Below are 22,089 nucleotides of genomic sequence, written 5' to 3' on the forward strand. Positions count from 1 at the left end.
CGGGAGTGAGCGGGGGCGGGTTTCGCGGGCGCCTCGTGCGAGCCGTTGAGGGTCGCCGTTGCGTTCCCGAGGCTGACGCGGTCCGTCGCCGGGTTTCGCAGGCGCCTCGTGCGACCCATTGAGGGTCGCCGTCACGCTCCAGGGGCTGCCGCGTCTATCGGCGCCGTGGGCGCCGGGGCTGGCCGCCTTGCGTGACGCTCCGCGTCACGCGTCGTGGTCGGTGGTGAGGAAGGTCGCGAGCTCCTCGAGCACGGCCTGCTCGTTGTCGCCCTCGACGCTGACGGTGAGCTCGTCGCCGTGCTCGATGCCGAGCGAGATGATCCCGAGGATCGACGCGGCGTTGACCGGGGTCGCGTCGCCCTTGGCGACGAGGACCTTCTGACCCGACTTCGCCGCGGCCTGGCTGAAGAGCGAGGCGGGGCGGGCGTGGAGGCCCTTCGACGATGCAACCTGCACGGTGCGCTCGACCATGAACGTTTCTCCTTGATCCTGCAGTCGCGACTGCATCAGTGGTGCCCGGAGTCGGGCTCGCCCGGACGGACCGGGCGGGTGGAGGAGTCCCCGTCCGCGCCTGCGACGACCGCGCGAGCGGCGAAGAGGACGGGCAGGGTCTCGAGCACGGCATCGGCACCGTGCGCTCCGAAGACATCGGGCGGGAGGAGGGCGGCCGCGGCTCCCACGAGCTCCGCACGGTGGCGGAGTCCGTCGAACTGCGACTCGAGGTGCGGCCCCACGAGGAGGACGTCGGCCTCGGGGAGGGAGTGGTCGAGACCGTTGAGGGTCTCGGAGCGGAACACGGCATCCATGCCGCGCTCCTTCGCGCCCGCTCGCAGCCGGTGGGCCAGGAACGTGCTCGACGCGCCTGCACCGCAGACGATCAGGATCTTCCGCACCTCGTTCGCCTCCTCGCGTCCGGGTCGTGATTCATCCAAGCATCCCCTCGGAGGGGCGGCACCCTCCAGCAGACAATCTTCCGCGGGGGCGGAAGACGGCCCCTTCCACCCGCGGCGCGGGGGCTCCCGGGCGCGTCGCCGGGGTGATTGACTGACGGGACGTACGACTCGCCGCCCGCGTCCTGCGGGCCCGCGGCAGGGTCGTGGCGCTCCCGGCGCCCGCCCCGACCGCACGCCTGGAGCCTGATGCCTGACAACCGCGAACGACTGCTGGAGTACCTCTCCCGCGCCGACGGCTGGGTGACGGCGCACGAGCTCGCCGACAGGCTCGGAGTCACCACCCGCAGCGTCCGGAGCTACGTCACCGCGGTGAAGGCGCAGGCCGCCCCGCTGGAGCCGGTCGAGTCCTCCGCGAACGGCTACCGGCTCGCGCGCGAGGCGTACGCGGCGTACCTGGAGGCGCAGCGCAGCCGCGACGTCGAGCCCGACACACCGCGCGACCGGCTGTACAGCATCGTCCGCCGCCTGGTCGACTCCGACGAGGGCCTAAACGTCTTCGCCCTCGCCGACGCGCTGTCGGTGAGCGAGTCGACCGTCGACGCCGATCTGCGCCGGGTGAAGGCCCTCGCCGACGAGGCCGGCCTCGGGCTGGTCCGGCGCGGCCCGTCGGTGCGCCTCGAGGGCAGCGAGGAGGCCCGCCGCCGCCTGATCTCGCGGATGTTCCGCGACGAGAGCGCGCAGGGCGTCTTCACGCTCGACGACGTCCAGCGCGAGTTCGCCTCCCCCGGCCTCGGCGCCTTCAAGACCGAGCTGCTGGCCGAGCTCGAGACCCGCGGCTACTACATCAACGACTACGGCGTGAACAGCGTCCTCCTCCACATCGCGATCGCCGTCGACCGCGTCGCCCGGGGCATCGGGGACCCCTCCGGCTCCCGCCCCTCCCCCGCGATCCACGGCGAGCTCGCGGCCCTGCTGGCGGAGCTGGTGGAGCGGCACTTCGCGACGCGCCTGACCGACGCCGAGCTCGCCCAGCTCGCGATCCTGATGACGACGCGGGTGGCGACGCCCGGGCAGAACGAGCCGGTCGCCGCCGTGGTCGAGAACTACCTCGACCCGGAGGACCTCGCCGTCGTCCGCGAGCTCGTCGCCGACGTCAACCGCGAGTACCTGGTCGACCTCGACGACGAGGGCTTCATCGTCCGCCTCGCCCTGCACGTGCGGAACCTGATCGCCCGGGCCGCCGAGGGCGGCTACTCTCGCAACCCGCTCACCCGCTCGATCAAGACCAGCTACCCGATGACCTACGAGATCGCCGTGTTCCTGGCGAGCGGGCTGCAGCGCCGGCGGGGCGTCGTGGTCAACGAGGACGAGATCGCCTACATCGCCCTCCACGTCGGCTCGTTCCTCGAGCGGGTGTCCCGGCGGGAGGAGCGTCTGTCCTGCGTGATCGTCTGCCCCAACTACTACGACCTCGCTCACATGCTGCGCCTGCGCGTCGAGCGCTCGCTCGGCACCGAGGTGGAGGTGCGCTCGCTGATCACGCGGAGCGACGTCGACTGGGACCGGCTCACCGCCGACCTCGTGATCACCACGATCGACGAGCGCCCCGCGTCCGACGACGTCGTGGTCGTGCAGCCGTTCCTCACCGACCACGACGTCGAGACGGTACGCCGGGCCATCGCCCGCGTCCGCCGGCACCGCCGCCGCGCGCAGATCAAGGACGAGCTGCTGCAGTTCTTCGACGAGGAGCTGTTCTTCCGCAACGTGCACACGCGCGATGAGGCGGCGATGATCCGGATGCTGGGCGAGCGGATGATCGCCGGCGGCATCATCGACGAGGACTACGTCGACGGCGCCATCGAGCGCGAGCGGATGAGCTCCACGGCGTTCACCGACAACCTCGCGGTCCCGCACGCGATGGCGATGAGCGCCCGCCACACCTCCATCGCGATCGTCGTGAACGACACCGCGATGGAGTGGGGCGAGCAGCGGGTGAACGTGATCGCTATGATCGCGTTCGCCTCGGCCGGCCGCAGCACCTTCCAGTCGGTGTTCGACCAGTTCGTCGAGGTGTTCGCCGACCGGGCGGAGGTGCAGCGACTCATCCGGCGCTCCACGGACTTCGGCGGCTTCATCGAGGAGCTGGTGCGGGTGATCGACAGCTAGCCGACTCCCGCACTCCGGGTGGAGCCGGAGGGCGCTGTCGTCCTCCCGCTCCCGCGCTTCGTGGGCGCCCGACGGACCCCCGCCGGGCGCGAGAGGCCACGAGGAGCCTCCTCCGCATCGGATCGGAGGAGCTCCGCGTTGGGGCCTCTAGGCGAAGGGCGTCGGCACGATCCCGTAGGGGGCGAGGCCGGCCGCGCCGCCGTCGGCGAGCGTGGTGACCCAGATGCCGTCGTGGTGCACGGCGACGGAGTGCTCCCAGTGGGCGGCCATGCCGCTGTCCTCGGTCGCGACCGTCCACTCGTCCTCGCGGACGAAGGTCTCGGCGCTGCCCGCGGTGACCATCGGCTCGATCGCGACGACGAGTCCCGGCTTCACCTCGGGGCCGCGCTGGCGCACCCGGTAGTTGAAGACCGGCGGAGCCTCGTGCATGGTGCGCCCGATGCCGTGGCCGATGTAGTCGGTGAGGATGCCGTAGACGCGGCCCGAGCGCTCGGCCTCGTCCTCGATGTACTCCTCGATCGCCGCGCCGACCTCGTTGAGATGGCGGGCGGAGGCGAGGGCGGCGATCCCCCGCCACAGGGATCCCTCGGTCACCCGCGAGAGCTCGGCGCGTGCCGCGACCTCCTCCGGGCGGGAGGGATCGGGCAGGACCACCGTCATCGCGGAGTCGCCGTTCCAGCCGTCGATCTCGGCGCCGCTGTCGATGGAGACCAGGTCGCCCGGCTCGAGCACGCGCCCGCCGGGGATGCCGTGGACCACCTCGTCGTTGACCGAGGCGCAGATCGTGTGCCGGTAGCCCGGGACGAGCTGGAAGTTCGAGTGGCCGCCGAGCGCGACGATCGCCGCCTCGGCGATCGCGTCGAGCTCGAGCGTGGTGACGCCCGGGCGGACCGCCGCGCGGACCGCGTCGAGCGAGGCGGCCGTGGCGAGGCCCGGAGCGAGCATCGACCGCAGCTGCGCGGGCGTCTTGTAGAGCGAGGAGCGGAACGCCACGGCTCAGGCGGCCGGGGTGTCGAGGCGGCCCACGCGGTGGCCCTCGAGGGCGACGACGATCCGCTCGGTCACCTCGTCGACCGGCCCGAGGCCGTCGACCACGACCACGAGCCCGCGGGCCGCGTAGACGTCGATGAGCGGAGCGGTCTGCTCCTCGTAGAGCGCGAGTCGGCGCCGGATGACGTCCTCGGTGTCGTCGCTGCGCCCCTGCTCGAGCGAGCGCTTGAGCAGGCGGCCGACGACCTCGTCGGGATCGGCCGTCAGCTGGACGACCGCGTCGAGCCGGTTGTCGTCCGCGGCGAGGATGCGGTCGAGCTCGTCGACCTGCTCCGTGGTGCGCGGGTAGCCGTCGAGCAGGAACCCGGTCGACGCGTCCGCCTCCTGGAGGCGGTCGTGCACGATCGCGTTGGTCAGCTCGTCCGGCACGTAGCGCCCGTTGTCGAGGTAGGCCTTCGCCTGGAGACCGAGCTCGGTCTCGTTGGCGACGTTCGCGCGGAAGATGTCCCCGGTCGAGATGGCGGGCACCCGGAGGATGTCGCTCAGCCGAGCGGCCTGGGTCCCCTTGCCTGCGCCGGGAGGGCCGATCAGCAGGAGACGGAAGCCGATCGGGTGCGACGTCATCGGAGGAGTCCTTCGTAGTGGCGCTGCTGCAGCTGGGAGTCGATCTGCTTCACCGTCTCCAGGCCGACTCCGACGATGATCAGGATTGACGTGCCGCCGAAGGGGAAGTTCTGGTTCGCACCGACCAGCGCGAGGGCCACGAGGGGCACGAGCGCGATGAGGCCGAGGTAGACCGATCCGGGCAGCGTCACCCGGGTGAGCACGTAGTTGAGGTACTCGGCGGTCGGGCGGCCGGCGCGGATGCCGGGGATGAAGCCGCCGTAGCGCTTCATGTTGTCGGCGACCTCGTCCGGGTTGAAGGTGATCGCGACGTAGAAGTAGGTGAAGCCCACGATCAGGAGGAAGTACAGCGCCATGTAGAGCGGGTGATCGCCCTTGGTGAGGTAGTTCGTGATCCAGGTGACCCAGACCGGGGCCTCCTGGCCCGCGGCGGGCTGGTTGAACTGCGCGATGAGCGCGGGCAGGTACAGCAGCGACGAGGCGAAGATGACGGGCACGACGCCGGCCATGTTGACCTTGATCGGGATGTAGGTGTTGTTGCCGCCGTAGGTGCGGCGGCCGACCATCCGCTTGGCGTACTGCACGGGGATCCGCCGCTGCGACTGCTCCACGAAGACCACGGCGACCACGAGCACGAGGCCCACGCCGAGGACGAGGAGGAAGGTCTCGAAGCCGCGCGACTGCGCGATCGACCACAGGGAGGTGGGGAACTGGGCGGCGATCGAGGTGAAGATCAGCAGCGACATGCCGTTGCCGATGCCGCGCTCGGTGATGAGCTCGCCCATCCACATGATGATCCCGGTGCCCGCGGTCATGGTGATGACCATGAGGAGGATGGAGTACCACTCGTCGGTGATGATGAGCGCCGAGCACTCCGGGACGCCGGAGTTGCCGAAGAGGGCGCCCGAGCGGGCGACGGTGATCAGCGTCGTCGACTGGAGGACGCCGAGCGCGATGGTGAGGTACCGCGTGTACTGGGTGAGCTTGCCCTGACCGGACTGCCCCTCCTTGTACAGCGTCTCGAAGTGAGGGATGACCACGCGCAGCAGCTGCACGATGATCGACGCCGTGATGTACGGCATGATCCCGAGCGCGAAGATCGACAGCTGGAGCAGTGCTCCACCGCTGAAGAGGTTCACGAGCTCGTAGAGACCCGAGGTGCCCTGGTTGCCGGCGAGACAGGCCTGCACGGCGCTGAAGTCGACGAACGGAGCAGGGATGAAGGATCCCAGCCGGAAGATCGCCACGATCGCGAGGGTGAAGCCGATCTTGCGGCGGAGGTCGGGGGTGCGGAAGATCCGCGCAACGGCGCCAAACACTACCTAAGGTCTCCTGCTCAATTCTGTGGTGCGGGATACAGGTCGAGCTTGCCACGCACTCCCGGAGGGAGTCGGCGTGGCAAGCTCGACCGACAAGCTGCTGGTGCTACTTGATGGATCCGCCCGCAGCGACGATCTTCTGCTCGGCAGAGCTGGAGACCTTGTCGACCGCGACGTTCAGCTTAACCGCAATGTCGCCGTCCCCGAGGACTTTGACCTTCTCGTTCTTGCGGACAGCACCCTTGGCGACCAGGTCGCCGATGGTGACGTCGCCGCCCTGGGGGTAGAGCTCCGCGAGAGCGGACAGGTTCACGACCTGGTACTCGACCCGGAACGGGTTCTTGAAGCCGCGGAGCTTCGGGGTGCGCATGTGCAGCGGCATCTGCCCACCCTCGAAGCCGACGCGCACCTGGTAGCGGGCCTTGGTGCCCTTGGTGCCGCGACCGGCGGTCTTTCCCTTGGAGCCCTCACCGCGACCCACGCGGGTCTTGGCCTTCTTGGCTCCGGCAGCGGGGCGGAGGTGGTGGACCTTGAGCACGTGCTCCTTGGTCGCCGGCGCCGCCGCGCCCTTCGTGGTGGTCGCCTGCGCGGGAGTCGTGGACTCCGCGGCGGCGGCCTTCTTCGTCTCAACCATTAGTCAATCTCCTCGACCTTCACCAGGTGGGCGACGGTCTTCACGTATCCGCGGTTCTGGGCGTTGTCCTCGCGGACGACGCTCTGACCGATCTTCCTGAGGCCGAGCGAGCGCAGCGTGTCGCGCTGGTACTGCTTCTCGCTGACCTTCGACTTGATCTGGGTCACCTTGAGCTGGGCCATCAGGCACCTGCCTTCGCGTTGGACGCGGCGGCGAGGGCGTCGGCCTCGGCACGGACGAGACGTGCCGGCGCGACCTGGTCGAAGTCGAGACCACGACGAGCGGCGACGGCGCGCGGCTCCTCGAGCTGCTTCAGAGCCTCGACGGTCGCGTGGACGATGTTGATGGTGTTCGACGAGCCGAGCGACTTGCTCAGGACGTCGTGGATGCCGGCGCACTCGAGGACGGCGCGGACGGGACCGCCGGCGATGACACCGGTACCCGCGGCGGCGGGGCGCAGGAGCACCACACCGGCGGCGGCCTCACCCTGGACGGGGTGCGGGATGGTCGAGGCGACGCGGGGGACGCGGAAGAAGTTCTTCTTCGCCTCCTCGACGCCCTTGGAGATGGCGGTCGGGACCTCGCGGGCCTTGCCGTAGCCGACGCCCACCAGTCCGTTGCCGTCTCCGACGACCACGAGCGCGGTGAAGCTGAAGCGACGGCCGCCCTTGACGACCTTCGACACGCGGTTGATGGTCACGACGCGCTCGAGGAACTGGCTCTTCTCGGCGTCACGGCCACCGCGGTCGCGGCCACCCTGGTTGCGGTCGCGGCCGCCGCGGCGGGGCTCACGAGCCTCCTGCTGCGGCTGCGTGGACGCAGCGGTCTCGACGGGGGCCTCCGACACAGCGGCGACCTCGGGTTCCTTGTTCTCTGCGGCGCTCACAGGTTGAGCCCTGCCTCTCGTGCTCCATCGGCGATCGCGGCGACGCGACCGGCGTACTTGTTGCCTCCGCGGTCGAAGACGACCGCCTCGACACCGGCGTTCTTGGCGCGCTCGGCGACGAGCTCGCCGACCTTGCGGGCCTTGGCGGTCTTGTCGCCGTCGAACACGCGCAGGTCGGCCTCGAGGGTCGACGCCGACGCGAGGGTGCGGCCCTGAGCGTCGTCGACGACCTGCACGAAGACGTGGCGGGCCGAGCGGTTGACGACGAGGCGGGGGCGCTCGGCGGATCCGACGACCTTCTTGCGCAGACGGTCGTGACGACGACCGCGCGCAGCGGACTTGCTCTTTCCTCTGGTTCCGAGTCCCATGATCACTTACCGCTCTTTCCGGCCTTGCGGCGAACGACCTCGCCGGCGTAGCGCACGCCCTTGCCCTTGTAGGGCTCGGGCTTGCGGATCTTACGAATGTTGGCGGCCACCTCACCGACGGCCTGCTTCGAGATGCCGCGCACGGTGAGCTTGTTGTTGCCCTCGACCGTGAACGAGATGCCCGCGGGCGGGGTGACGACGACCGGGTGCGAGAAGCCGAGCGCGAACTCGATGTCCGAGCCCTTCGCCAGCACGCGGTAACCGGTTCCGACGACCTCGAGGCCCTTGGAGTAGCCCTGCGTGACACCGATGATGTCGTTCGCGATGAGCGTGCGGGTGAGGCCGTGGAGCGAGCGCGACTCGCGCTCGTCATCGGGACGCGAGACCAGCACCTGGCCGTTCTCGACGGACACCTGGATGGGGCTGGCGACCGAGACGGTCAGCTCGCCCTTGGGGCCCTTGACGGTCACAGCGGATCCGGCGACGGAGACGTCGACGCCCGCCGGGATCTCGATGGGGAGTCTTCCAATACGCGACATGAGGGGTTACCACACGTAGGCGAGGACTTCCCCACCCACGCCCTTCTTCTCGGCCTGGCGGTCGGTCAGGAGACCGCTCGAGGTGGACAGGATGGCGACGCCGAGGCCGCCGAGCACGGTGGGGATCTCGGCCGACTTCGCGTACACGCGGAGTCCGGGCTTCGAGACCCGCTTGATGCCGGCGATCGAGCGCTCGCGGTTCGGGCCGTACTTGAGGGAGATGGAGAGCGTCGTGCCGACGCGCGCCTCCTCGACCTTCCAGTCGGCGATGTAGCCCTCGGTCTTGAGGATCTCGGCGATGTTCGCCTTGAGCTTCGAGCCCGGGAGGGTGATGGAGTCGTGATGCGCGGAGTTCGCGTTACGGATTCTGGTCAGCAGATCTGCGACCGGATCAGTCATGGTCATGGCTGATGGTGCCTTTCTCGCCTGGTTTCGGCACCCTTTACAAGAGTGACGACCTGTGGTGTGGGACGGCGCCGACGACGTCGACGCCCATGCGGCCGCGCGAACGCACGCCAACGAGCCATGCTACATGGCCGAGGTCCTGCGGTCGAGGGCCGATCGTGCACGGGATCCGGGATCCCGCGAGGCGCCCGCCGCCGGCTCCGGACGGACCGGTCCGGCGGCGGACGCACGACGAGGCCGGAGGGCGGTTCTCACCGTCCCCCGGCCTCGAGGCTTGCTGCTTACGCGTTGTCCGACGACTTGAACGGGAAGCCGAGCTGCTTGAGCAGCGCGCGACCCTCGTCGTCGGTCTTGGCGGTGGTCACGACGGTCACGTCGAAGCCGCGGACGCGGTCGATGCGGTCCTGGTCGATCTCGTGGAAGATCGACTGCTCCGTGATGCCGAAGGTGTAGTTGCCGTTGCCGTCGAACTGGCGGTCCGACAGCCCGCGGAAGTCGCGGATGCGGGGCAGCGCCACCGAGAGCAGGCGGTCCAGGAACTCCCAGGCGCGGTCGCCCCGGAGGGTGACGTGAGCGCCGATGGCCTGACCCTCGCGCAGCTTGAACTGCGCGATGGACTTGCGGGCCTTGGTGACCTGCGGCTTCTGACCGGTGATGGCGGTGAGGTCCTTGACCGCGCCGTCGATGATCTTGCCGTCGCGGGCGGCCTCACCGACACCGGTGTTGACGACGACCTTGATCAGGCCGGGGACCTGGTGGACGTTGCCGAAGCCGAACTGCTCCTTGAGAGCGGGGATGATGTCGGCCTGGTACTTGGCCTTGAGCCGCGGCTGAACCTTCGCAGCCACTGCGGTGGTGTCAGTCATTACAGTTCCTCACCCGACGCCTTCGCGTAGCGCACGCGAACGGTCTTGGTCACGCCGTCCTTGGTGACGGCCACGTTGCGGTGGCCGACCCGGGTCGGCTTCTTGGTCTTCGGGTCGACGAGCGCGACGTTGGAGATGTGGATCGAGGCCTCGACGGTCTCGATGCCGCCCTCCTTCGAGCCGCGCTGCGTCTGGCCGACGCGGACGTGCTTCTTGACGAAGTTCACGCCCTCGACGACGACGCGGTTGCGCTCGACCAGCACCTCGAGGACCTTGCCCTGCTTGCCGCGGTCTCCACCGCGGGCCTGGGTAGCGCCCGAGATGACCTGGACGAGGTCACCCTTCTTGATCTTGGCCATGACTAGATAACCTCCGGTGCCAGCGAGACGATCTTCATGAACTTCTTGTCGCGGAGCTCGCGACCGACCGGTCCGAAGATGCGGGTGCCACGGGGGTCCCCGTCGTTCTTGAGGATGACGGCGGCGTTCTCGTCGAACTTGATGTACGAGCCGTCGGCGCGACGGGTCTGCTTGATGGTGCGGACGATGACGGCCTTGACCACGTCGCCCTTCTTCACGTTGCCACCGGGGATCGCGTCCTTGACGGTGGCGACGATGATGTCACCGAGGCCCGCGTAGCGGCGGCCGGAGCCTCCGAGGACGCGGATGGTGAGGAGCATCTTGGCGCCGGTGTTGTCGGCGACCTTGACTCGGGATTCTTGCTGAAGCATGTGTCTCTCCTGCTAACTCAAGTAGGCCGCGGCCTACTTGGCCTTCTCGAGGATCTCGACCAGGCGCCAGCGCTTGGTGGCGCTGAGGGGACGGGTCTCGCTGATGACGACGGAGTCGCCGATGCCGGCGGAGTTCAGCTCGTCGTGGACCTTGACCTTGGACGTACGGCGGATGACCTTGCCGTACAGCGGGTGCTTCACCCGGTCCTCGACCTCGACGACGATGGTCTTGTCCATCTTGTCGCTGGTGACGTAGCCGCGACGGGTCTTGCGGTATCCGCGAGCGCCCGCCTCCTTCACGTCGTGGGCGGCCGACTCGTGGCCGGCGCTGTCATTGACGGTTGCCATTACTTGGCCTCCTCGTTCGACTCGGTCGCCTCGACCTCGGCCTTGGCGGCCTTCTTGGTCTTGGGCTTCTTCTCCGCCTTGGCCGGGGCCTCGACGGGTGCGGGGGTGGCGCGGATGCCCAGCTCGCGCTCACGGATGACCGTGTAGATGCGGGCGATGTCGCGCTTGACGGCACGCAGGCGGCCGTTGGTGTCCAGCTGACCGGTGGCCGACTGGAAGCGGAGGTTGAACAGCTCCTCCTTGGCCTTCTTCAGCTCGGTGACGAGACGCTCGTCCTCGTAGGTGTCGAGCTCGGCGGGGGCGAGCTCCTTGGATCCGATCGCCATTACGCGTCTCCCTCCTCGCGCTTGATGATGCGTGCCTTGAGGGGCAGCTTGTGGATGGCACGGGTCATGGCCTCACGAGCGAGCTGCTCGTCGACGCCGGCGACCTCGAAGAGGACGCGACCCGGCTTGACGTTCGCGACCCACCACTCCGGCGAGCCCTTACCGGAACCCATGCGGGTCTCGGCGGGCTTCTTGGTGAGCGGACGGTCGGGGTAGATGTTGATCCACACCTTTCCGCCGCGCTTGATGTGACGCGTCATCGCGATACGAGCGGACTCGATCTGACGGTTGGTCACGTAGGCGGGGGTGAGGGCCTGGATGCCGAACTCACCGAACGACACCTTGGTGCCACCGGTGGCCTGGCCGGACCGGCCCGGGTGGTGCTGCTTGCGGTGCTTGACTCGACGCGGAATCAACATGGTTATGCCTCAACTCCTGCTGCGACGGGCGCCTCGCTCTGCTGGCGGGGTGCACGGCGCGGACGGTCGCTGCGCTCGGGGCGCGACGACTTGCTGTTCGCCTGCTCGCGGGCGAGCTCCTTGTTGGTGATGTCGCCCTTGTAGATCCAGACCTTCACGCCGATGCGGCCGAAGGTGGTCTTCGCCTCGTAGAAGCCGTAGTCGATGTTCGCGCGGAGGGTGTGCAGCGGCACGCGTCCCTCGCGGTAGAACTCCGAGCGGCTCATCTCGGCGCCGCCGAGGCGGCCGGAGACCTGGATGCGGACGCCCTTGGCGCCGGCGCGCTGAGCACCCTGCAGGCCCTTGCGCATCGCGCGGCGGAAGGCCACGCGGGCGGAGAGCTGCTCGGCGATACCCTGGGCGACCAGCTGAGCCTCGGCCTCGGGGTTCTTGACCTCGAGGATGTTCAGCTGGATCTGCTTGCCCGTGAGCTTCTCGAGGTCGGCACGGATGCGCTCGGCCTCGGCGCCGCGGCGGCCGATCACGATGCCCGGGCGGGCGGTGTGGATGTCGACGCGGACCCGGTCACGGGTGCGCTCGATCTCGATGCGGGCGACGCCCGCACGGTCGAGCTGCGTGGCGAGGAGTCGGCGGATCTTGACGTCCTCGGCGAGGTAGTCGCTGTACCGCTGGCCCTTCTTGGTGCTGTCGGAGAACCAGCGCGACACGTGGTCGGTGGTGATTCCCAGACGGAAACCGTAGGGGTTTACTTTCTGACCCATTACTTGGTCCCCTCCTCAGGAGTGGCCAGCACGACGGTGATGTGGCTGGTGCGCTTGTTGATGCGGAAGGCACGACCCTGAGCACGGGGCTGGAATCGCTTGAGGGTGGTTCCCTCATCGACGAAGGCGCGGGACACGATCAGGTCCTGGTCGTCGAGGTACTCGTTCGAGGCATCGGCCTTGACGCGAGCGTTGGCCATCGCCGAGGCGACGAGCTTGTAGACGGGCTCGGACGCACCCTGCGGCGCGAACTTCAGGATGGCCAGTGCCTCCTGAGCCTGCTTCCCGCGGATCAGGTTCACGACACGGCGAGCCTTCTGGGGGGTGACGCGGATGTGTCGCACGCGTGCGATCGACTCCACCATTTCTCTCCTCCTTCTCGTCGCCGCGTCAGCGGCGACGGCCCTTCTTGTCGTCCTTCTCGTGACCGCGGAAGGTCCGAGTGGGGGCGAACTCGCCGAGCTTGTGGCCGACCATGGTCTCGGTCACGAACACAGGGATGTGCTTGCGACCGTCGTGGACGGCGATGGTGTGGCCCAGCATCGCCGGGATGATCATCGAACGGCGCGACCAGGTCTTGATGACGTTCTTGTTGCCGGCTTCGTTGGCCGTGAACACCTTGCGGAGCAGGTGGTCGTCAACGAAGGGGCCCTTCTTGAGACTGCGAGGCATCTTCTACAACTCCTACTTGCGCTTCTTACCGGCGGTGCGGCGGCGAACGATGAGCTTGTCGCTCTCCTTGTTGGGGCGACGGGTGCGTCCCTCGGACTGACCCCACGGGCTGACCGGGTGGCGTCCACCGGAGGTCTTGCCCTCTCCACCACCGTGCGGGTGGTCGACCGGGTTCATCGCGACACCGCGGACGGTCGGGCGGACGCCCTTCCAGCGCATGCGGCCGGCCTTGCCCCAGTTGATGTTCGACTGCTCGGCGTTGCCGACCTCGCCGATCGTGGCGCGGCAGCGCGCATCGACGTTGCGGATCTCGCCCGACGGCAGGCGGAGCTGCGCGTAGGGGCCGTCCTTGGCGACGAGGCGGACCGAGGTGCCGGCCGAGCGGGCGAGCTTGGCGCCGCCTCCCGGCTTGATCTCGATGGCGTGGATGACCGTACCGGTCGGGATGTTGCGCAGCGGCAGGTTGTTGCCGGGCTTGATGTCGGCGCCGGCGCCCGACTCCACGACGTCGCCCTGCGAGAGCTTGTTCGGGGCCAGGATGTAGCGCTTGGTGCCGTCCACGAAGTGGAGCAGCGCGATGCGCGCCGTGCGGTTGGGGTCGTACTCGATGTGAGCGACCTTGGCGTTGACGCCGTCCTTGTCGTTGCGACGGAAGTCGATCAGACGGTACTGGCGCTTGTGGCCACCACCGATGTGACGCGTCGTGATGCGGCCGGAGTTGTTGCGGCCACCGGTCTTGGACAGCGGGCGCAGGAGCGACTTCTCGGGCGTCGAGCGGGTGATCTCGGCGAAGTCGGCAACGCTGGAGCCGCGGCGACCGGGGGTCGTGGGCTTGTACTTACGAATAGCCATTGTCTGTTTCCTCTACGCTTCTTCGGCTCAGCCGACGCTCGTGAAGATGTCGATGGAGCCGGACTTCAGCGTGACGATCGCGCGCTTGGTGTCCTTGCGCTTGCCGGTGCCGAACTTCGTGCGGCGGGTCTTGCCCTGGCGGTTCAGCGTGTTGATCGACGCGACCTCGACGCCGAAGATCTTCTCGATGGCGAGCTTGATCTCGGTCTTGTTCGAACGCGGGTCGACCACGAAGGTGTACTTGCCCTCGTCGATCAGGCCGTAGGACTTCTCCGAGACCACCGGGGAGATGATGACGTCGCGGGGGTCCTTGTTGAACGCGGCGGACTGGCTCATGCGTTCACCTCTTCCTTGTTGGACTCGACGCCCGACTTGGCCGCGATGAACGCGTCGAGCGCGCCCTTCGAGAACACGATGTCGTCGGAGACGAGCACGTCGTACGCGTTGAGCTGGTCGGCCGGCAGGATGTGCACGAACGGCACGTTGCGGAGCGAGAGCTCGGCGATGTAGTCGTCGCGCTCGAGCACCACGAGGACGTTGCGCGACACCGAGAGGGCGTCGAGCAGGACGAGGACGTCCTTGGTCCGGGGGGTGTCGCCGAGGGCGAGGGACTCGACCACGTGGATGCGGGCACCGCGGGCGCGGTCCGAGAGAGCGCCGAGCAGAGCCGCGGCGATCATCTTCTTGGGGGTGCGCTGCGCGTAGCTGCGGGGGGTCGGTCCGTGGACCACGCCACCACCGGTCATGTGCGGGGCGCGGATCGAGCCCTGACGAGCGCGACCGGTTCCCTTCTGCTTGAACGGCTTGCGACCGGCTCCGGAGACCTCACCGCGGTTCTTCGTCTTGTGGGTTCCCTGGCGCGCCGCGGCGAGCTGGGCCACGACGACCTGGTGGATGAGGGGGATGTTGGTCTGGACGTCGAAGAGTGCGGCGGGGAGCTCGACCGAGCCCGCCTTCTGGCCCTTGACGTCGATGATGTCGACAGAGGTAGCCATGGAACTACGCTCCCTTCACGGCGTTGCGAACGAACACGAGGCGACCGCGGGCACCGGGGACGGCGCCCTTGACGAGCAGCAGGCCCTTCTCGGCGTCGACGGATTGCACCTTGAGGTTGAGCACGGTGACGCGCTCGCCACCCATGCGACCGGCCATGCGCATGCCCTTGAAGACACGGCTGGGGGTCGAGGAGGCGCCGATGGAGCCGGGCTTGCGGTGGTTGCGGTGCGAACCGTGCGAAGCCGAGACGCCCTTGAAGTTGTGACGCTTCATGACGCCGGCGAAGCCCTTGCCCTTGCTGGTGCCGACGACGTCGACCTTGGTGCCGGCCTCGAAGACGGCGTCCACGGTCAGCTCCTGGCCGGCCGAGTAGTCGGCGGCGTCGGAGGTGCGGACCTCGGTGAGGTGGCGGCGGGGGGTGACGCCCGCGGCGTCGAAGTGACCGGCGGCGGGCTTGTTCACCTTGCGCGGGTCGATCGCACCGGCGGCGAGCTGGACGGCGGTGTAGCCGTCCTTCTCCTCCGTGCGGACCTGGGTCACGACATTGGGGCTGATCTCGATGACGGTGACCGGCACGAGCTTGTTGTTCTCGTCCCAGACCTGGGTCATTCCGAGCTTGGTGCCGAGGAGGCCCTTGCTGGTCTTCAGCGTGGGGGAAACAGTGACAGACATGGTGGCACTCCTCCTTAGAGCTTGATCTCGATGTTGACGTCGGCCGGCAGGTCGAGCCGCATGAGCGAGTCGACGGCCTTGGGCGTCGGGTCGATGATGTCGATGAGGCGCTTGTGGGTGCGCATCTCGAAGTGCTCGCGGCTGTCCTTGTACTTGTGGGGAGAACGGATCACGCAGACCACGTTCTTCTCGGTCGGCAACGGCACGGGGCCGACCACTGTTGCACCGGCACGGGTGACCGTGTCGACGATCTTGCGCGCCGACGTGTCGATGACCTCGTGGTCGTACGACTTCAGTCGGATGCGGATCTTCTGTCCCGCCATGTGTGATCTCTCACTCTCTTGTTATTGCGTCGTACGCGACTCCCCCGGCCGGAGCCGGACTCGTCTCGCATTGGACGCGCTCGCGAAGGAACTCCGGTGACCCGGAAAAGTGCAACCAGTGTTCTTCTGTCAAAAGCACCGCACCCTCGGGGCGCTCCGATCGGCGTGCAGAACGCACGACGCACGGAGAGACCGTTGAGATGTCGGTTGTTGTCGTTCTGCTACCCGCCGCCTCGACGTCGCATCCGCGTGGCCGCCCTCTCGGGTCGAGCCTCCGCGATGCCGTCTCGGCACTGCCTGGCAGTGTCCCCCTCCGAGCAGCACGCCGCCCGAGAGGAAATTTTGAACTAGAAGAGTCTCCCACAGATGCCCCACCCCTGCAACCCGGGCGTGTCGCGCCGGAGGGCTCCTCCGCGAGCACGTCGTGACGGCCCTGGGGAGCCGGTCGGTCCGAGCAGCAGCGCGGGTCGGAGCGCCTCCCCCGCTACTCGAAGAGCAGCGCCCGGACGGCGGTCTCGGCCGACGCGGGGCGCGACGCGTCGATGGTCTCGCCGGCGCGGAAGTGGTCCAGCAGCCGCGGGTCGACGTAGCTGGCGCGGGCGACCGTCGGCGTGTTCCCGAGCACGTCCGAGGCGTCGCGCATCGCCTGGGCGATCGCGGAGTTCCGAGCGCGCTGCGTGGCCTGCGGGCCCGACTTCGCCAGGCTCAGCGCGGCCGCGACCGTGCCGTGCAGAGTGCGGAAGTCCTTCGCCGTGAAGTCGTCGCCGGCGCGCTCGCGCACGTAGTCGTTGATCTCGGGCGCCGAGACCGGCCGCCACTCCCGCCCGTCCTTCCAGGCGAGCAGGCGGGCGTTCGGCCCGCGACGCTTGAGAGCACGGACGACGCGCGAGAGGTCGTGGTCGAGGATCTCGCTCGTCCACGCCTGATGGCTCTTCCCGGGGAAGGCGAGGGCGACCCGGTCCCCGTGGGTCGTGGCGTGCGCGCACAGGAGCGTCGAGAGGCCGATGCTGCCGTGCTCCTTCGCGTACCTCTCGCTGCCGACGCGGAGCGACCCGGTGTCGAGCATCCGGAAGGCGGTGGCCAGCGCGCGCTCGCGGCTGGGTCCGTCCGAGCGGAGGGCGATGGTCACGGCCCGGCGCGCCCCGGGCAGGGCCTCCGCGAGCCGCAGCGCCCGGTCGAACTTGATCCGGTCCTTCTGCTCGCGCCAGGTCGGATGGTAGATGTACTGGCGGCGGCCGGCGGAGTCGACACCGGTGGCCTGGATGTGCCCGTTGGGGTACGGGGCGATCCAGACGTCCGTCCAGGCCGGCGGGATGCCGAGACGGTCGAAGCGCGCGCGCAGCTCCTTGTCGGCGACGGTCGCGCCCTTCGGGTCGCGGTAGCTGAAGCCGGAGCCCGCGCGCACCCGGGTGTAGCCGCGCCCGCTCGAATCGGTCCTGCGGAGTCGTCGCGCGCGAGTGTCAGCCATCGATCCGACGATAGGACGGCGGATCCGAGGCCCGCACCCGCTTGACGGCGGGGACGAGCAGTCGGTCGGCAGCCGCTACTCGTTGCCGATCCGCTTGTCGGCCTGGCGCTTCAGGTCCTCGATGCGGTCGTCGTACTTGCCGTTGGTGAGGCGGCTGGCGATCTCGCCCGCCTTCTCGAGGGTCTGGTCGGAGACCTGCTCGGCCTTCTCGCTCCGCAGCGCGTCCTGGGCCTTCCGGCTGTTGAGCAGTTCGCCGGCCTGGCGTCCGAGCTTCCCGAGATCCACGATGATGCCTCCTTGTAAACGCGCACAGGGCGGCGCGTGCCTCAGTGTGGCGCTCCCGGCTGGGGGAACGGTGCGGGCGCGCCGGTCAGCCGGCCAGTGCGATCACCTGCTCCGCTGCGTCTGCCAGGGCGCGGCCGTAGGACGGACCGTGACCGGCGGCGTGAACGGCGAGCGGGTGCAGCTGGTGGAGTGGCACCCGCTCCTCGTAGCCGGCCCCCAGCGGATGCTGCTCGCGGTAGCCCTCGAGGACGGCGTCGAGGTGCGGAGCACCGAAGAGGGCCAGCATCGCCAGATCGGTCTCGCGGTGTCCCCCGTGAGCGGCGGGGTCGATCAGGACGGCGCCGTCCGCCGTCCAGAGCACGTTGCCGGTCCAGAGGTCCCCGTGGATCCGGGCGGGCCCCGCACCGTCGTCGAAGGCTCCGGCCGTCACCCGGCCCAGAGCCTGCTCGACGAGCCGCGACTCGGCTGCCGTGAGGTTGCCCGCCTCCACGGCGGGGCTGAGGAACGGCCGCACCCGCTGCTCCGCGTAGAAGCGCCCCCACGAGTCGTCCGGGCGGCACGGCATCCCGCGGCGGCCGATGTAGGCGGGGCCGGTCCATCCCGGGGGCGGCGTTCCGAACGCCGCGGCTCCGGCGTCGTGCGTCCGGGCGAGCGCGGCGCCGAGAGCCCGAGCCGGCTCGGCCGAGGGACGCACGGAGCGGATCTCCTCCAGCTCGATGCGCCCGGGCGACACCCTCTCCACCCCGACACAGCGCGCACCGCCGTCCGCCTCGCGCAGCCAGTCCAGGCCGGCCGCCTCCCACTCGAAGAACTGCGGGAGGGCACGGGGGTCGCTCTTCACGAAGGGCATGCCGCCACGCTAGCCGGGCGTCCCCGGGAACGACGAGAGGGGCCGCCCACCGAAGCGGACGACCCCTCTCGAGAGATCAGTAGGACGGACCTACTTGATGATCTTGGTGACCGTACCGGCACCCACGGTGCGTCCACCCTCACGGATGGCGAAGCCGAGGCCCTCCTCCATGGCGATCGGCTGGATCAGCGCGACCGTCATGTCGGTGGTGTCGCCGGGCATGACCATCTCGGTGCCCTCGGGCAGCGTGATGACGCCGGTGACGTCGGTGGTGCGGAAGTAGAACTGCGGACGGTAGTTCGCGTAGAACGGGTTGTGACGCCCACCCTCATCCTTGGACAGGATGTACGCGGTGCCCTCGAAGTCCGTGTGCGGCGTGACCGAACCCGGCTTGACGACGACCTGGCCGCGCTCGACGTCCTCGCGCTTGGTGCCGCGAAGGAGCAGACCGCAGTTCTCGCCGGCCCAGGCCTCGTCGAGCTGCTTGTGGAACATCTCGATTCCGGTGACCGTGGTCTTCTGCGTCGGGCGGATGCCGACGATCTCGACCTCGGAGTTCAGAGCAAGGGTTCCACGCTCCGCACGGCCGGTGACGACGGTTCCACGACCGGTGATCGTGAAGACGTCCTCGATCGGCATGAGGAACGGCTTGTCCTTGTCGCGCACCGGGTCCGGGATGGACTCGTCGACCGCGTCCATCAGGTCGAGGATCGACTGGGTCCAGGTGTCGTCGCCCTCGAGGGCCTTGAGGCCGGAGACGCGCACGACGGGGGCGTCGTCGCCGGGGAAGCCCTGCGACGAGAGGAGCTCGCGGACCTCGAGCTCGACGAGCTCCAGGATCTCCTCGTCGTCCACCATGTCGGCCTTGTTCAGCGCGACGAGGAGGTAGGGGACGCCGACCTGCTTGGCGAGGAGGACGTGCTCACGGGTCTGAGCCATCGGGCCGTCGGTGGCGGCGACCACGAGGATCGCGCCGTCCATCTGGGCCGCGCCGGTGATCATGTTCTTGATGTAGTCGGCGTGACCCGGAGCGTCGACGTGCGCGTAGTGGCGCTTCGGCGTCTCGTACTCGACGTGCGAGATGTTGATCGTGATGCCGCGCTGGCGCTCCTCGGGAGCGGAGTCGATCGACGCGAAGTCACGCTGGACGTTGGTCGCGGACGGGAACTTGTCCGCCAGAACCTTCGAGATCGCCGCGGTGAGCGTGGTCTTTCCGTGGTCGACGTGACCGATGGTTCCGATGTTGACGTGCGGCTTGGTCCGCTCGAACTTGGCCTTAGCCACTGTGGGTCCTCCTCAGGACTTAGGTGCAAGCATCCGCATCCGGGCGGCCGCACGGGGCGGCACGAGGACAGGAGGACTTGCGGGGGTTTTGTGTACGTATGTTACCGGCAGTGGTCGTGCGGCCGTCCCGCTGCGACAGGGGGCGCGCTGCACTCGGCAGCAAACCCGCACGACACTACCAGGCCGCCGCCGTTCCGGGGAACGGCGACGGCCCAGGGGCGGAGCTACTCGCCCTTGTTCTTCTGGACGATCTCCTCGGCCACGGCCTTGGGGACCTCGGCGTAGGTCTCGAACGTCATCGAGTAGACGGCGCGGCCCGAGGTCTTCGAGCGCAGGTCTCCGATGTAGCCGAACATCTCGGACAGCGGGACGTTGGCCCGGATGACCTTGATGCCGGTGGCGTCCTCCATCGACTGGATCATCCCGCGACGCGAGTTGATGTCGCCGATGACGTCGCCCATGTACTCCTCGGGAGTACGGACCTCGACGGCCATGAGCGGCTCGAGGAGGACCGGCTGCGCCTTGCGCGAGGCCTCCTTGAACGCGATCGAGCCGGCGATCTTGAACGCCATCTCGGAGGAGTCGACGTCGTGCGCCGCTCCGTCGACCAGGGTCGCCTTCACGCCGACCATGGGGTAGCCGGCGAGCACGCCGACCTGCATGGCGTCGCGGATGCCCGCGTCGACGGAGGGGATGTACTCGCGCGGGACGCGGCCACCGGTGACGCCGTTGACGAACTCGTAGGTCTTGTCGGCCTCGACCTCCATCGGCTCGATGGTGATCTGGACCTTCGCGAACTGGCCGGAGCCACCCGTCTGCTTCTTGTGGGTGTAGTCGTACTTCTCGACCGTGCGGCGGATCGTCTCGCGGTACGCGACCTGGGGCTTGCCCACGTTGGCCTCGACGTTGAACTCGCGCTTCATGCGGTCGACCAGGATGTCGAGGTGCAGCTCGCCCATTCCCTTGATGACCGTCTGACCGGTCTCCTGGTTCTGCTCCGTGCGGAAGGTGGGGTCCTCCTCCGCGAGCTTCTGGATCGCGGTACCGAGCTTCTCCTGGTCCGCCTTCGTCTTGGGCTCGATGGCGACCTCGATGACGGGCTCCGGGAAGGTCATCGACTCGAGCACGACCTGCGCGGCCGGGTCGCTCAGGGTGTCACCGGTGGTGGTGTCCTTGAGGCCGATGACGGCGTAGATGTGGCCGGCGGTGACCGAGTCGACCGGGTTCTCCTTGTTGGAGTGCATCTGGAAGATCTTGCCGATGCGCTCCTTCTTGCCCTTGGTCGAGTTGATGACCTGGGCGCCGGAGTCGAGCTTGCCCGAGTAGACGCGGACGTAGGTCAGGCGACCGAAGAACGGGTGCACGGCGACCTTGAACGCGAGCGCCGAGAAGGGCTCGGTCGAGTCCGCGTGGCGCATGATGACCTTCTCCTCGTCGCGGACGTCGTGCGCCTCGATGGCGGGGACGTCGAGCGGGGAGGGGAGGTAGTCCACGACAGCGTCGAGCATCGGCTGGACGCCGCGGTTCTTGAACGCCGAGCCGCAGAGCACCGGGTAGATCTCGGAGTTGACGGTCATCTTGCGGATGGCGCCCTTGATCTCCGCGACGGTGAGCTCCTCGCCGCCGAAGTACTTCTCGAGCAGCTCGTCGGAGGTCTCCGCGACGGTCTCGAGGAGCTTCTCGCGGTACTCCGCCGCCTTGTCGGCGAGGTCGGCCGGGATCTCCTCGATCTCGTACTTCGCGCCGAGCGCGACGTCACCCTTCGAGTCGCCGCGCCACGTGAGCGCGCGCATCTCGACCAGGTCGACGACGCCCTCGAAGGAGGACTCCGCGCCGATGGGCAGCTGGATGACCAGCGGCTTCGCGCCGAGGCGCTTGATGATCGTGTCGACCGTGTAGTAGAAGTCGGCGCCGAGCTTGTCCATCTTGTTGACGAAGCAGATGCGCGGGACGTCGTACTTGTCGGCCTGACGCCAGACGGTCTCGGACTGGGGCTCGACGCCCTCCTTGCCGTCGAAGACGGCGACGGCGCCGTCGAGGACGCGGAGCGAGCGCTCGACCTCGACCGTGAAGTCGACGTGACCGGGGGTGTCGATGATGTTGATCTGGTTCTTGTTCCAGAAGCAGGTCGTCGCGGCGGACGTGATCGTGATGCCGCGCTCCTGCTCCTGCGCCATCCAGTCCATCGTCGCGGCGCCGTCGTGGACCTCGCCGATCTTGTGCGTGATACCCGTGTAGAACAGGATGCGCTCGGTGGTGGTGGTCTTGCCGGCATCGATGTGGGCCATGATGCCGATGTTGCGGACCTTGTTCAGGTCGGTGAGCACATCTTGTGCCACGGAGTTCCTCCGATAGGTGATGGAGCCAGCGCACCGGGTTCATGGCCGAATGGCTGGGATTCTGGTGGTGGCGG

31 protein-coding genes are annotated in these 22,089 nt (G+C 68.5%); 1 reads left to right on the top strand and 30 read right to left on the bottom strand.

The annotated features are described in order from the left end of the window. Positions 1 to 204 precede the first annotated feature (204 nt). Complete coding sequence (locus tag C5C82_RS04510; RefSeq protein WP_104224553.1) at positions 205 to 471, bottom strand: HPr family phosphocarrier protein; 267 nt, start codon at positions 469 to 471, stop codon at positions 205 to 207. Positions 472 to 506: 35 nt separating this feature from the next. Then, positions 507 to 932, bottom strand: coding sequence for a PTS sugar transporter subunit IIB (locus C5C82_RS04515; RefSeq protein WP_181072886.1), 426 nt, complete (start codon positions 930 to 932; stop codon positions 507 to 509). A gap of 207 nt (positions 933 to 1,139) precedes the next feature. On the opposite strand from C5C82_RS04515, the gene C5C82_RS04520 reads away from it, so the two are divergent. Further along, a complete protein-coding gene (locus C5C82_RS04520) occupies positions 1,140 to 3,059 on the top strand; it encodes a transcription antiterminator (protein WP_104295969.1) in 1,920 nt (639 codons plus the stop codon). Between the two features lie 147 nt (positions 3,060 to 3,206). Here C5C82_RS04520 and map read toward each other — a convergent pair whose 3' ends face one another. From map to fusA, 28 genes are all read right to left on the bottom strand, one after another. Continuing rightward, positions 3,207 to 4,052: a type I methionyl aminopeptidase gene (map, locus tag C5C82_RS04525; protein ID WP_104295968.1), complete on the bottom strand. Its 846-nt coding sequence runs from the start codon at positions 4,050 to 4,052 to the stop codon at positions 3,207 to 3,209. A 3-nt stretch (positions 4,053 to 4,055) separates the two neighbouring features. Then, the gene (locus tag C5C82_RS04530) at positions 4,056 to 4,673 is read right to left on the bottom strand and encodes an adenylate kinase (protein ID WP_181028829.1); all 618 of its coding nucleotides are present in this window, start codon (positions 4,671 to 4,673) and stop codon (positions 4,056 to 4,058) included. Continuing rightward, positions 4,670 to 5,992: a preprotein translocase subunit SecY gene (gene secY / locus C5C82_RS04535; RefSeq protein ID WP_104224557.1), complete on the bottom strand. Its 1,323-nt coding sequence runs from the start codon at positions 5,990 to 5,992 to the stop codon at positions 4,670 to 4,672. Before secY ends, C5C82_RS04530 begins: the two co-directional genes overlap by 4 nt. A gap of 106 nt (positions 5,993 to 6,098) precedes the next feature. Further along, positions 6,099 to 6,626 (bottom strand): 50S ribosomal protein L15, encoded by a 528-nt coding sequence (rplO, locus tag C5C82_RS04540; RefSeq protein WP_104354685.1) that lies wholly within the window; start codon positions 6,624 to 6,626, stop codon positions 6,099 to 6,101. Further along, entirely contained in the window at positions 6,626 to 6,808 is a 183-nt protein-coding gene (gene rpmD / locus C5C82_RS04545; protein WP_181024623.1) for a 50S ribosomal protein L30, read from the bottom strand. The genes rplO and rpmD overlap by 1 nt, the downstream gene beginning before the upstream one ends. Next, positions 6,808 to 7,512 (bottom strand): 30S ribosomal protein S5, encoded by a 705-nt coding sequence (rpsE, locus tag C5C82_RS04550; protein WP_104224559.1) that lies wholly within the window; start codon positions 7,510 to 7,512, stop codon positions 6,808 to 6,810. Before rpsE ends, rpmD begins: the two co-directional genes overlap by 1 nt. Beyond that, positions 7,509 to 7,880, bottom strand: coding sequence for a 50S ribosomal protein L18 (gene rplR / locus C5C82_RS04555; protein ID WP_056037296.1), 372 nt, complete (start codon positions 7,878 to 7,880; stop codon positions 7,509 to 7,511). Before rplR ends, rpsE begins: the two co-directional genes overlap by 4 nt. A 2-nt stretch (positions 7,881 to 7,882) precedes the next feature. Continuing rightward, positions 7,883 to 8,419 (bottom strand): 50S ribosomal protein L6, encoded by a 537-nt coding sequence (rplF, locus tag C5C82_RS04560; protein ID WP_104354686.1) that lies wholly within the window; start codon positions 8,417 to 8,419, stop codon positions 7,883 to 7,885. A 6-nt stretch (positions 8,420 to 8,425) separates the two neighbouring features. Beyond that, entirely contained in the window at positions 8,426 to 8,824 is a 399-nt protein-coding gene (rpsH, locus tag C5C82_RS04565; protein WP_068209423.1) for a 30S ribosomal protein S8, read from the bottom strand. 281 nt (positions 8,825 to 9,105) lie between these two features. Then, entirely contained in the window at positions 9,106 to 9,690 is a 585-nt protein-coding gene (gene rplE / locus C5C82_RS04570) for a 50S ribosomal protein L5 (RefSeq protein ID WP_104233919.1), read from the bottom strand. Then, positions 9,690 to 10,049: a 50S ribosomal protein L24 gene (gene rplX / locus C5C82_RS04575; protein ID WP_104224561.1), complete on the bottom strand. Its 360-nt coding sequence runs from the start codon at positions 10,047 to 10,049 to the stop codon at positions 9,690 to 9,692. Before rplX ends, rplE begins: the two co-directional genes overlap by 1 nt. Before the next feature lie 2 nt (positions 10,050 to 10,051). After that, positions 10,052 to 10,420 (bottom strand): 50S ribosomal protein L14, encoded by a 369-nt coding sequence (gene rplN / locus C5C82_RS04580; RefSeq protein ID WP_104224562.1) that lies wholly within the window; start codon positions 10,418 to 10,420, stop codon positions 10,052 to 10,054. A 33-nt stretch (positions 10,421 to 10,453) separates the two neighbouring features. Beyond that, positions 10,454 to 10,768: a 30S ribosomal protein S17 gene (rpsQ, locus tag C5C82_RS04585; RefSeq protein WP_104224563.1), complete on the bottom strand. Its 315-nt coding sequence runs from the start codon at positions 10,766 to 10,768 to the stop codon at positions 10,454 to 10,456. After that, positions 10,768 to 11,094 carry a 50S ribosomal protein L29 gene (gene rpmC / locus C5C82_RS04590; RefSeq protein ID WP_104224564.1) on the bottom strand — a complete coding sequence of 109 codons (327 nt, stop codon included), beginning with the start codon at positions 11,092 to 11,094 and terminating at the stop codon, positions 10,768 to 10,770. Before rpmC ends, rpsQ begins: the two co-directional genes overlap by 1 nt. Further along, the gene (gene rplP / locus C5C82_RS04595; RefSeq protein WP_068209436.1) at positions 11,094 to 11,513 is read right to left on the bottom strand and encodes a 50S ribosomal protein L16; all 420 of its coding nucleotides are present in this window, start codon (positions 11,511 to 11,513) and stop codon (positions 11,094 to 11,096) included. Before rplP ends, rpmC begins: the two co-directional genes overlap by 1 nt. A 2-nt stretch (positions 11,514 to 11,515) precedes the next feature. Then, on the bottom strand, positions 11,516 to 12,274 hold the full coding sequence (rpsC, locus tag C5C82_RS04600) for a 30S ribosomal protein S3 (RefSeq protein ID WP_068209439.1): 759 nt from the start codon (positions 12,272 to 12,274) through the stop codon (positions 11,516 to 11,518). Continuing rightward, positions 12,274 to 12,639: a 50S ribosomal protein L22 gene (gene rplV, locus C5C82_RS04605; protein ID WP_077221988.1), complete on the bottom strand. Its 366-nt coding sequence runs from the start codon at positions 12,637 to 12,639 to the stop codon at positions 12,274 to 12,276. Before rplV ends, rpsC begins: the two co-directional genes overlap by 1 nt. A 25-nt stretch (positions 12,640 to 12,664) precedes the next feature. Beyond that, entirely contained in the window at positions 12,665 to 12,946 is a 282-nt protein-coding gene (gene rpsS / locus C5C82_RS04610; RefSeq protein WP_055787078.1) for a 30S ribosomal protein S19, read from the bottom strand. Positions 12,947 to 12,958: 12 nt separating this feature from the next. Continuing rightward, the gene (gene rplB / locus C5C82_RS04615) at positions 12,959 to 13,798 is read right to left on the bottom strand and encodes a 50S ribosomal protein L2 (RefSeq protein WP_068251462.1); all 840 of its coding nucleotides are present in this window, start codon (positions 13,796 to 13,798) and stop codon (positions 12,959 to 12,961) included. 27 nt (positions 13,799 to 13,825) lie between these two features. Continuing rightward, on the bottom strand, positions 13,826 to 14,134 hold the full coding sequence (gene rplW, locus C5C82_RS04620) for a 50S ribosomal protein L23 (protein WP_068209445.1): 309 nt from the start codon (positions 14,132 to 14,134) through the stop codon (positions 13,826 to 13,828). Then, positions 14,131 to 14,793: a 50S ribosomal protein L4 gene (rplD, locus tag C5C82_RS04625; RefSeq protein ID WP_104224565.1), complete on the bottom strand. Its 663-nt coding sequence runs from the start codon at positions 14,791 to 14,793 to the stop codon at positions 14,131 to 14,133. The genes rplW and rplD overlap by 4 nt, the downstream gene beginning before the upstream one ends. A 4-nt stretch (positions 14,794 to 14,797) precedes the next feature. Then, positions 14,798 to 15,466 carry a 50S ribosomal protein L3 gene (gene rplC, locus C5C82_RS04630; protein ID WP_104354687.1) on the bottom strand — a complete coding sequence of 223 codons (669 nt, stop codon included), beginning with the start codon at positions 15,464 to 15,466 and terminating at the stop codon, positions 14,798 to 14,800. Between the two features lie 14 nt (positions 15,467 to 15,480). Beyond that, complete coding sequence (gene rpsJ, locus C5C82_RS04635; RefSeq protein WP_005050520.1) at positions 15,481 to 15,789, bottom strand: 30S ribosomal protein S10; 309 nt, start codon at positions 15,787 to 15,789, stop codon at positions 15,481 to 15,483. A 484-nt stretch (positions 15,790 to 16,273) separates the two neighbouring features. Continuing rightward, on the bottom strand, positions 16,274 to 17,257 hold the full coding sequence (locus C5C82_RS04640; protein ID WP_104295966.1) for a DNA topoisomerase IB: 984 nt from the start codon (positions 17,255 to 17,257) through the stop codon (positions 16,274 to 16,276). Between the two features lie 75 nt (positions 17,258 to 17,332). After that, positions 17,333 to 17,542 (bottom strand): antitoxin, encoded by a 210-nt coding sequence (locus tag C5C82_RS04645; protein WP_159939075.1) that lies wholly within the window; start codon positions 17,540 to 17,542, stop codon positions 17,333 to 17,335. Positions 17,543 to 17,627: 85 nt separating this feature from the next. After that, complete coding sequence (locus C5C82_RS04650; protein ID WP_104295965.1) at positions 17,628 to 18,392, bottom strand: fructosamine kinase family protein; 765 nt, start codon at positions 18,390 to 18,392, stop codon at positions 17,628 to 17,630. A gap of 90 nt (positions 18,393 to 18,482) precedes the next feature. Further along, positions 18,483 to 19,676, bottom strand: coding sequence for an elongation factor Tu (tuf, locus tag C5C82_RS04655; RefSeq protein ID WP_104224570.1), 1,194 nt, complete (start codon positions 19,674 to 19,676; stop codon positions 18,483 to 18,485). A gap of 224 nt (positions 19,677 to 19,900) precedes the next feature. After that, on the bottom strand, positions 19,901 to 22,015 hold the full coding sequence (gene fusA, locus C5C82_RS04660; RefSeq protein WP_104224571.1) for an elongation factor G: 2,115 nt from the start codon (positions 22,013 to 22,015) through the stop codon (positions 19,901 to 19,903). Positions 22,016 to 22,089 lie beyond the last annotated feature (74 nt).

Origin of the sequence: Rathayibacter sp. AY1D5 (assembly GCF_002932515.1) — a bacterium.
Taxonomy (GTDB): Bacteria; Actinomycetota; Actinomycetes; order Actinomycetales; family Microbacteriaceae; genus Rathayibacter.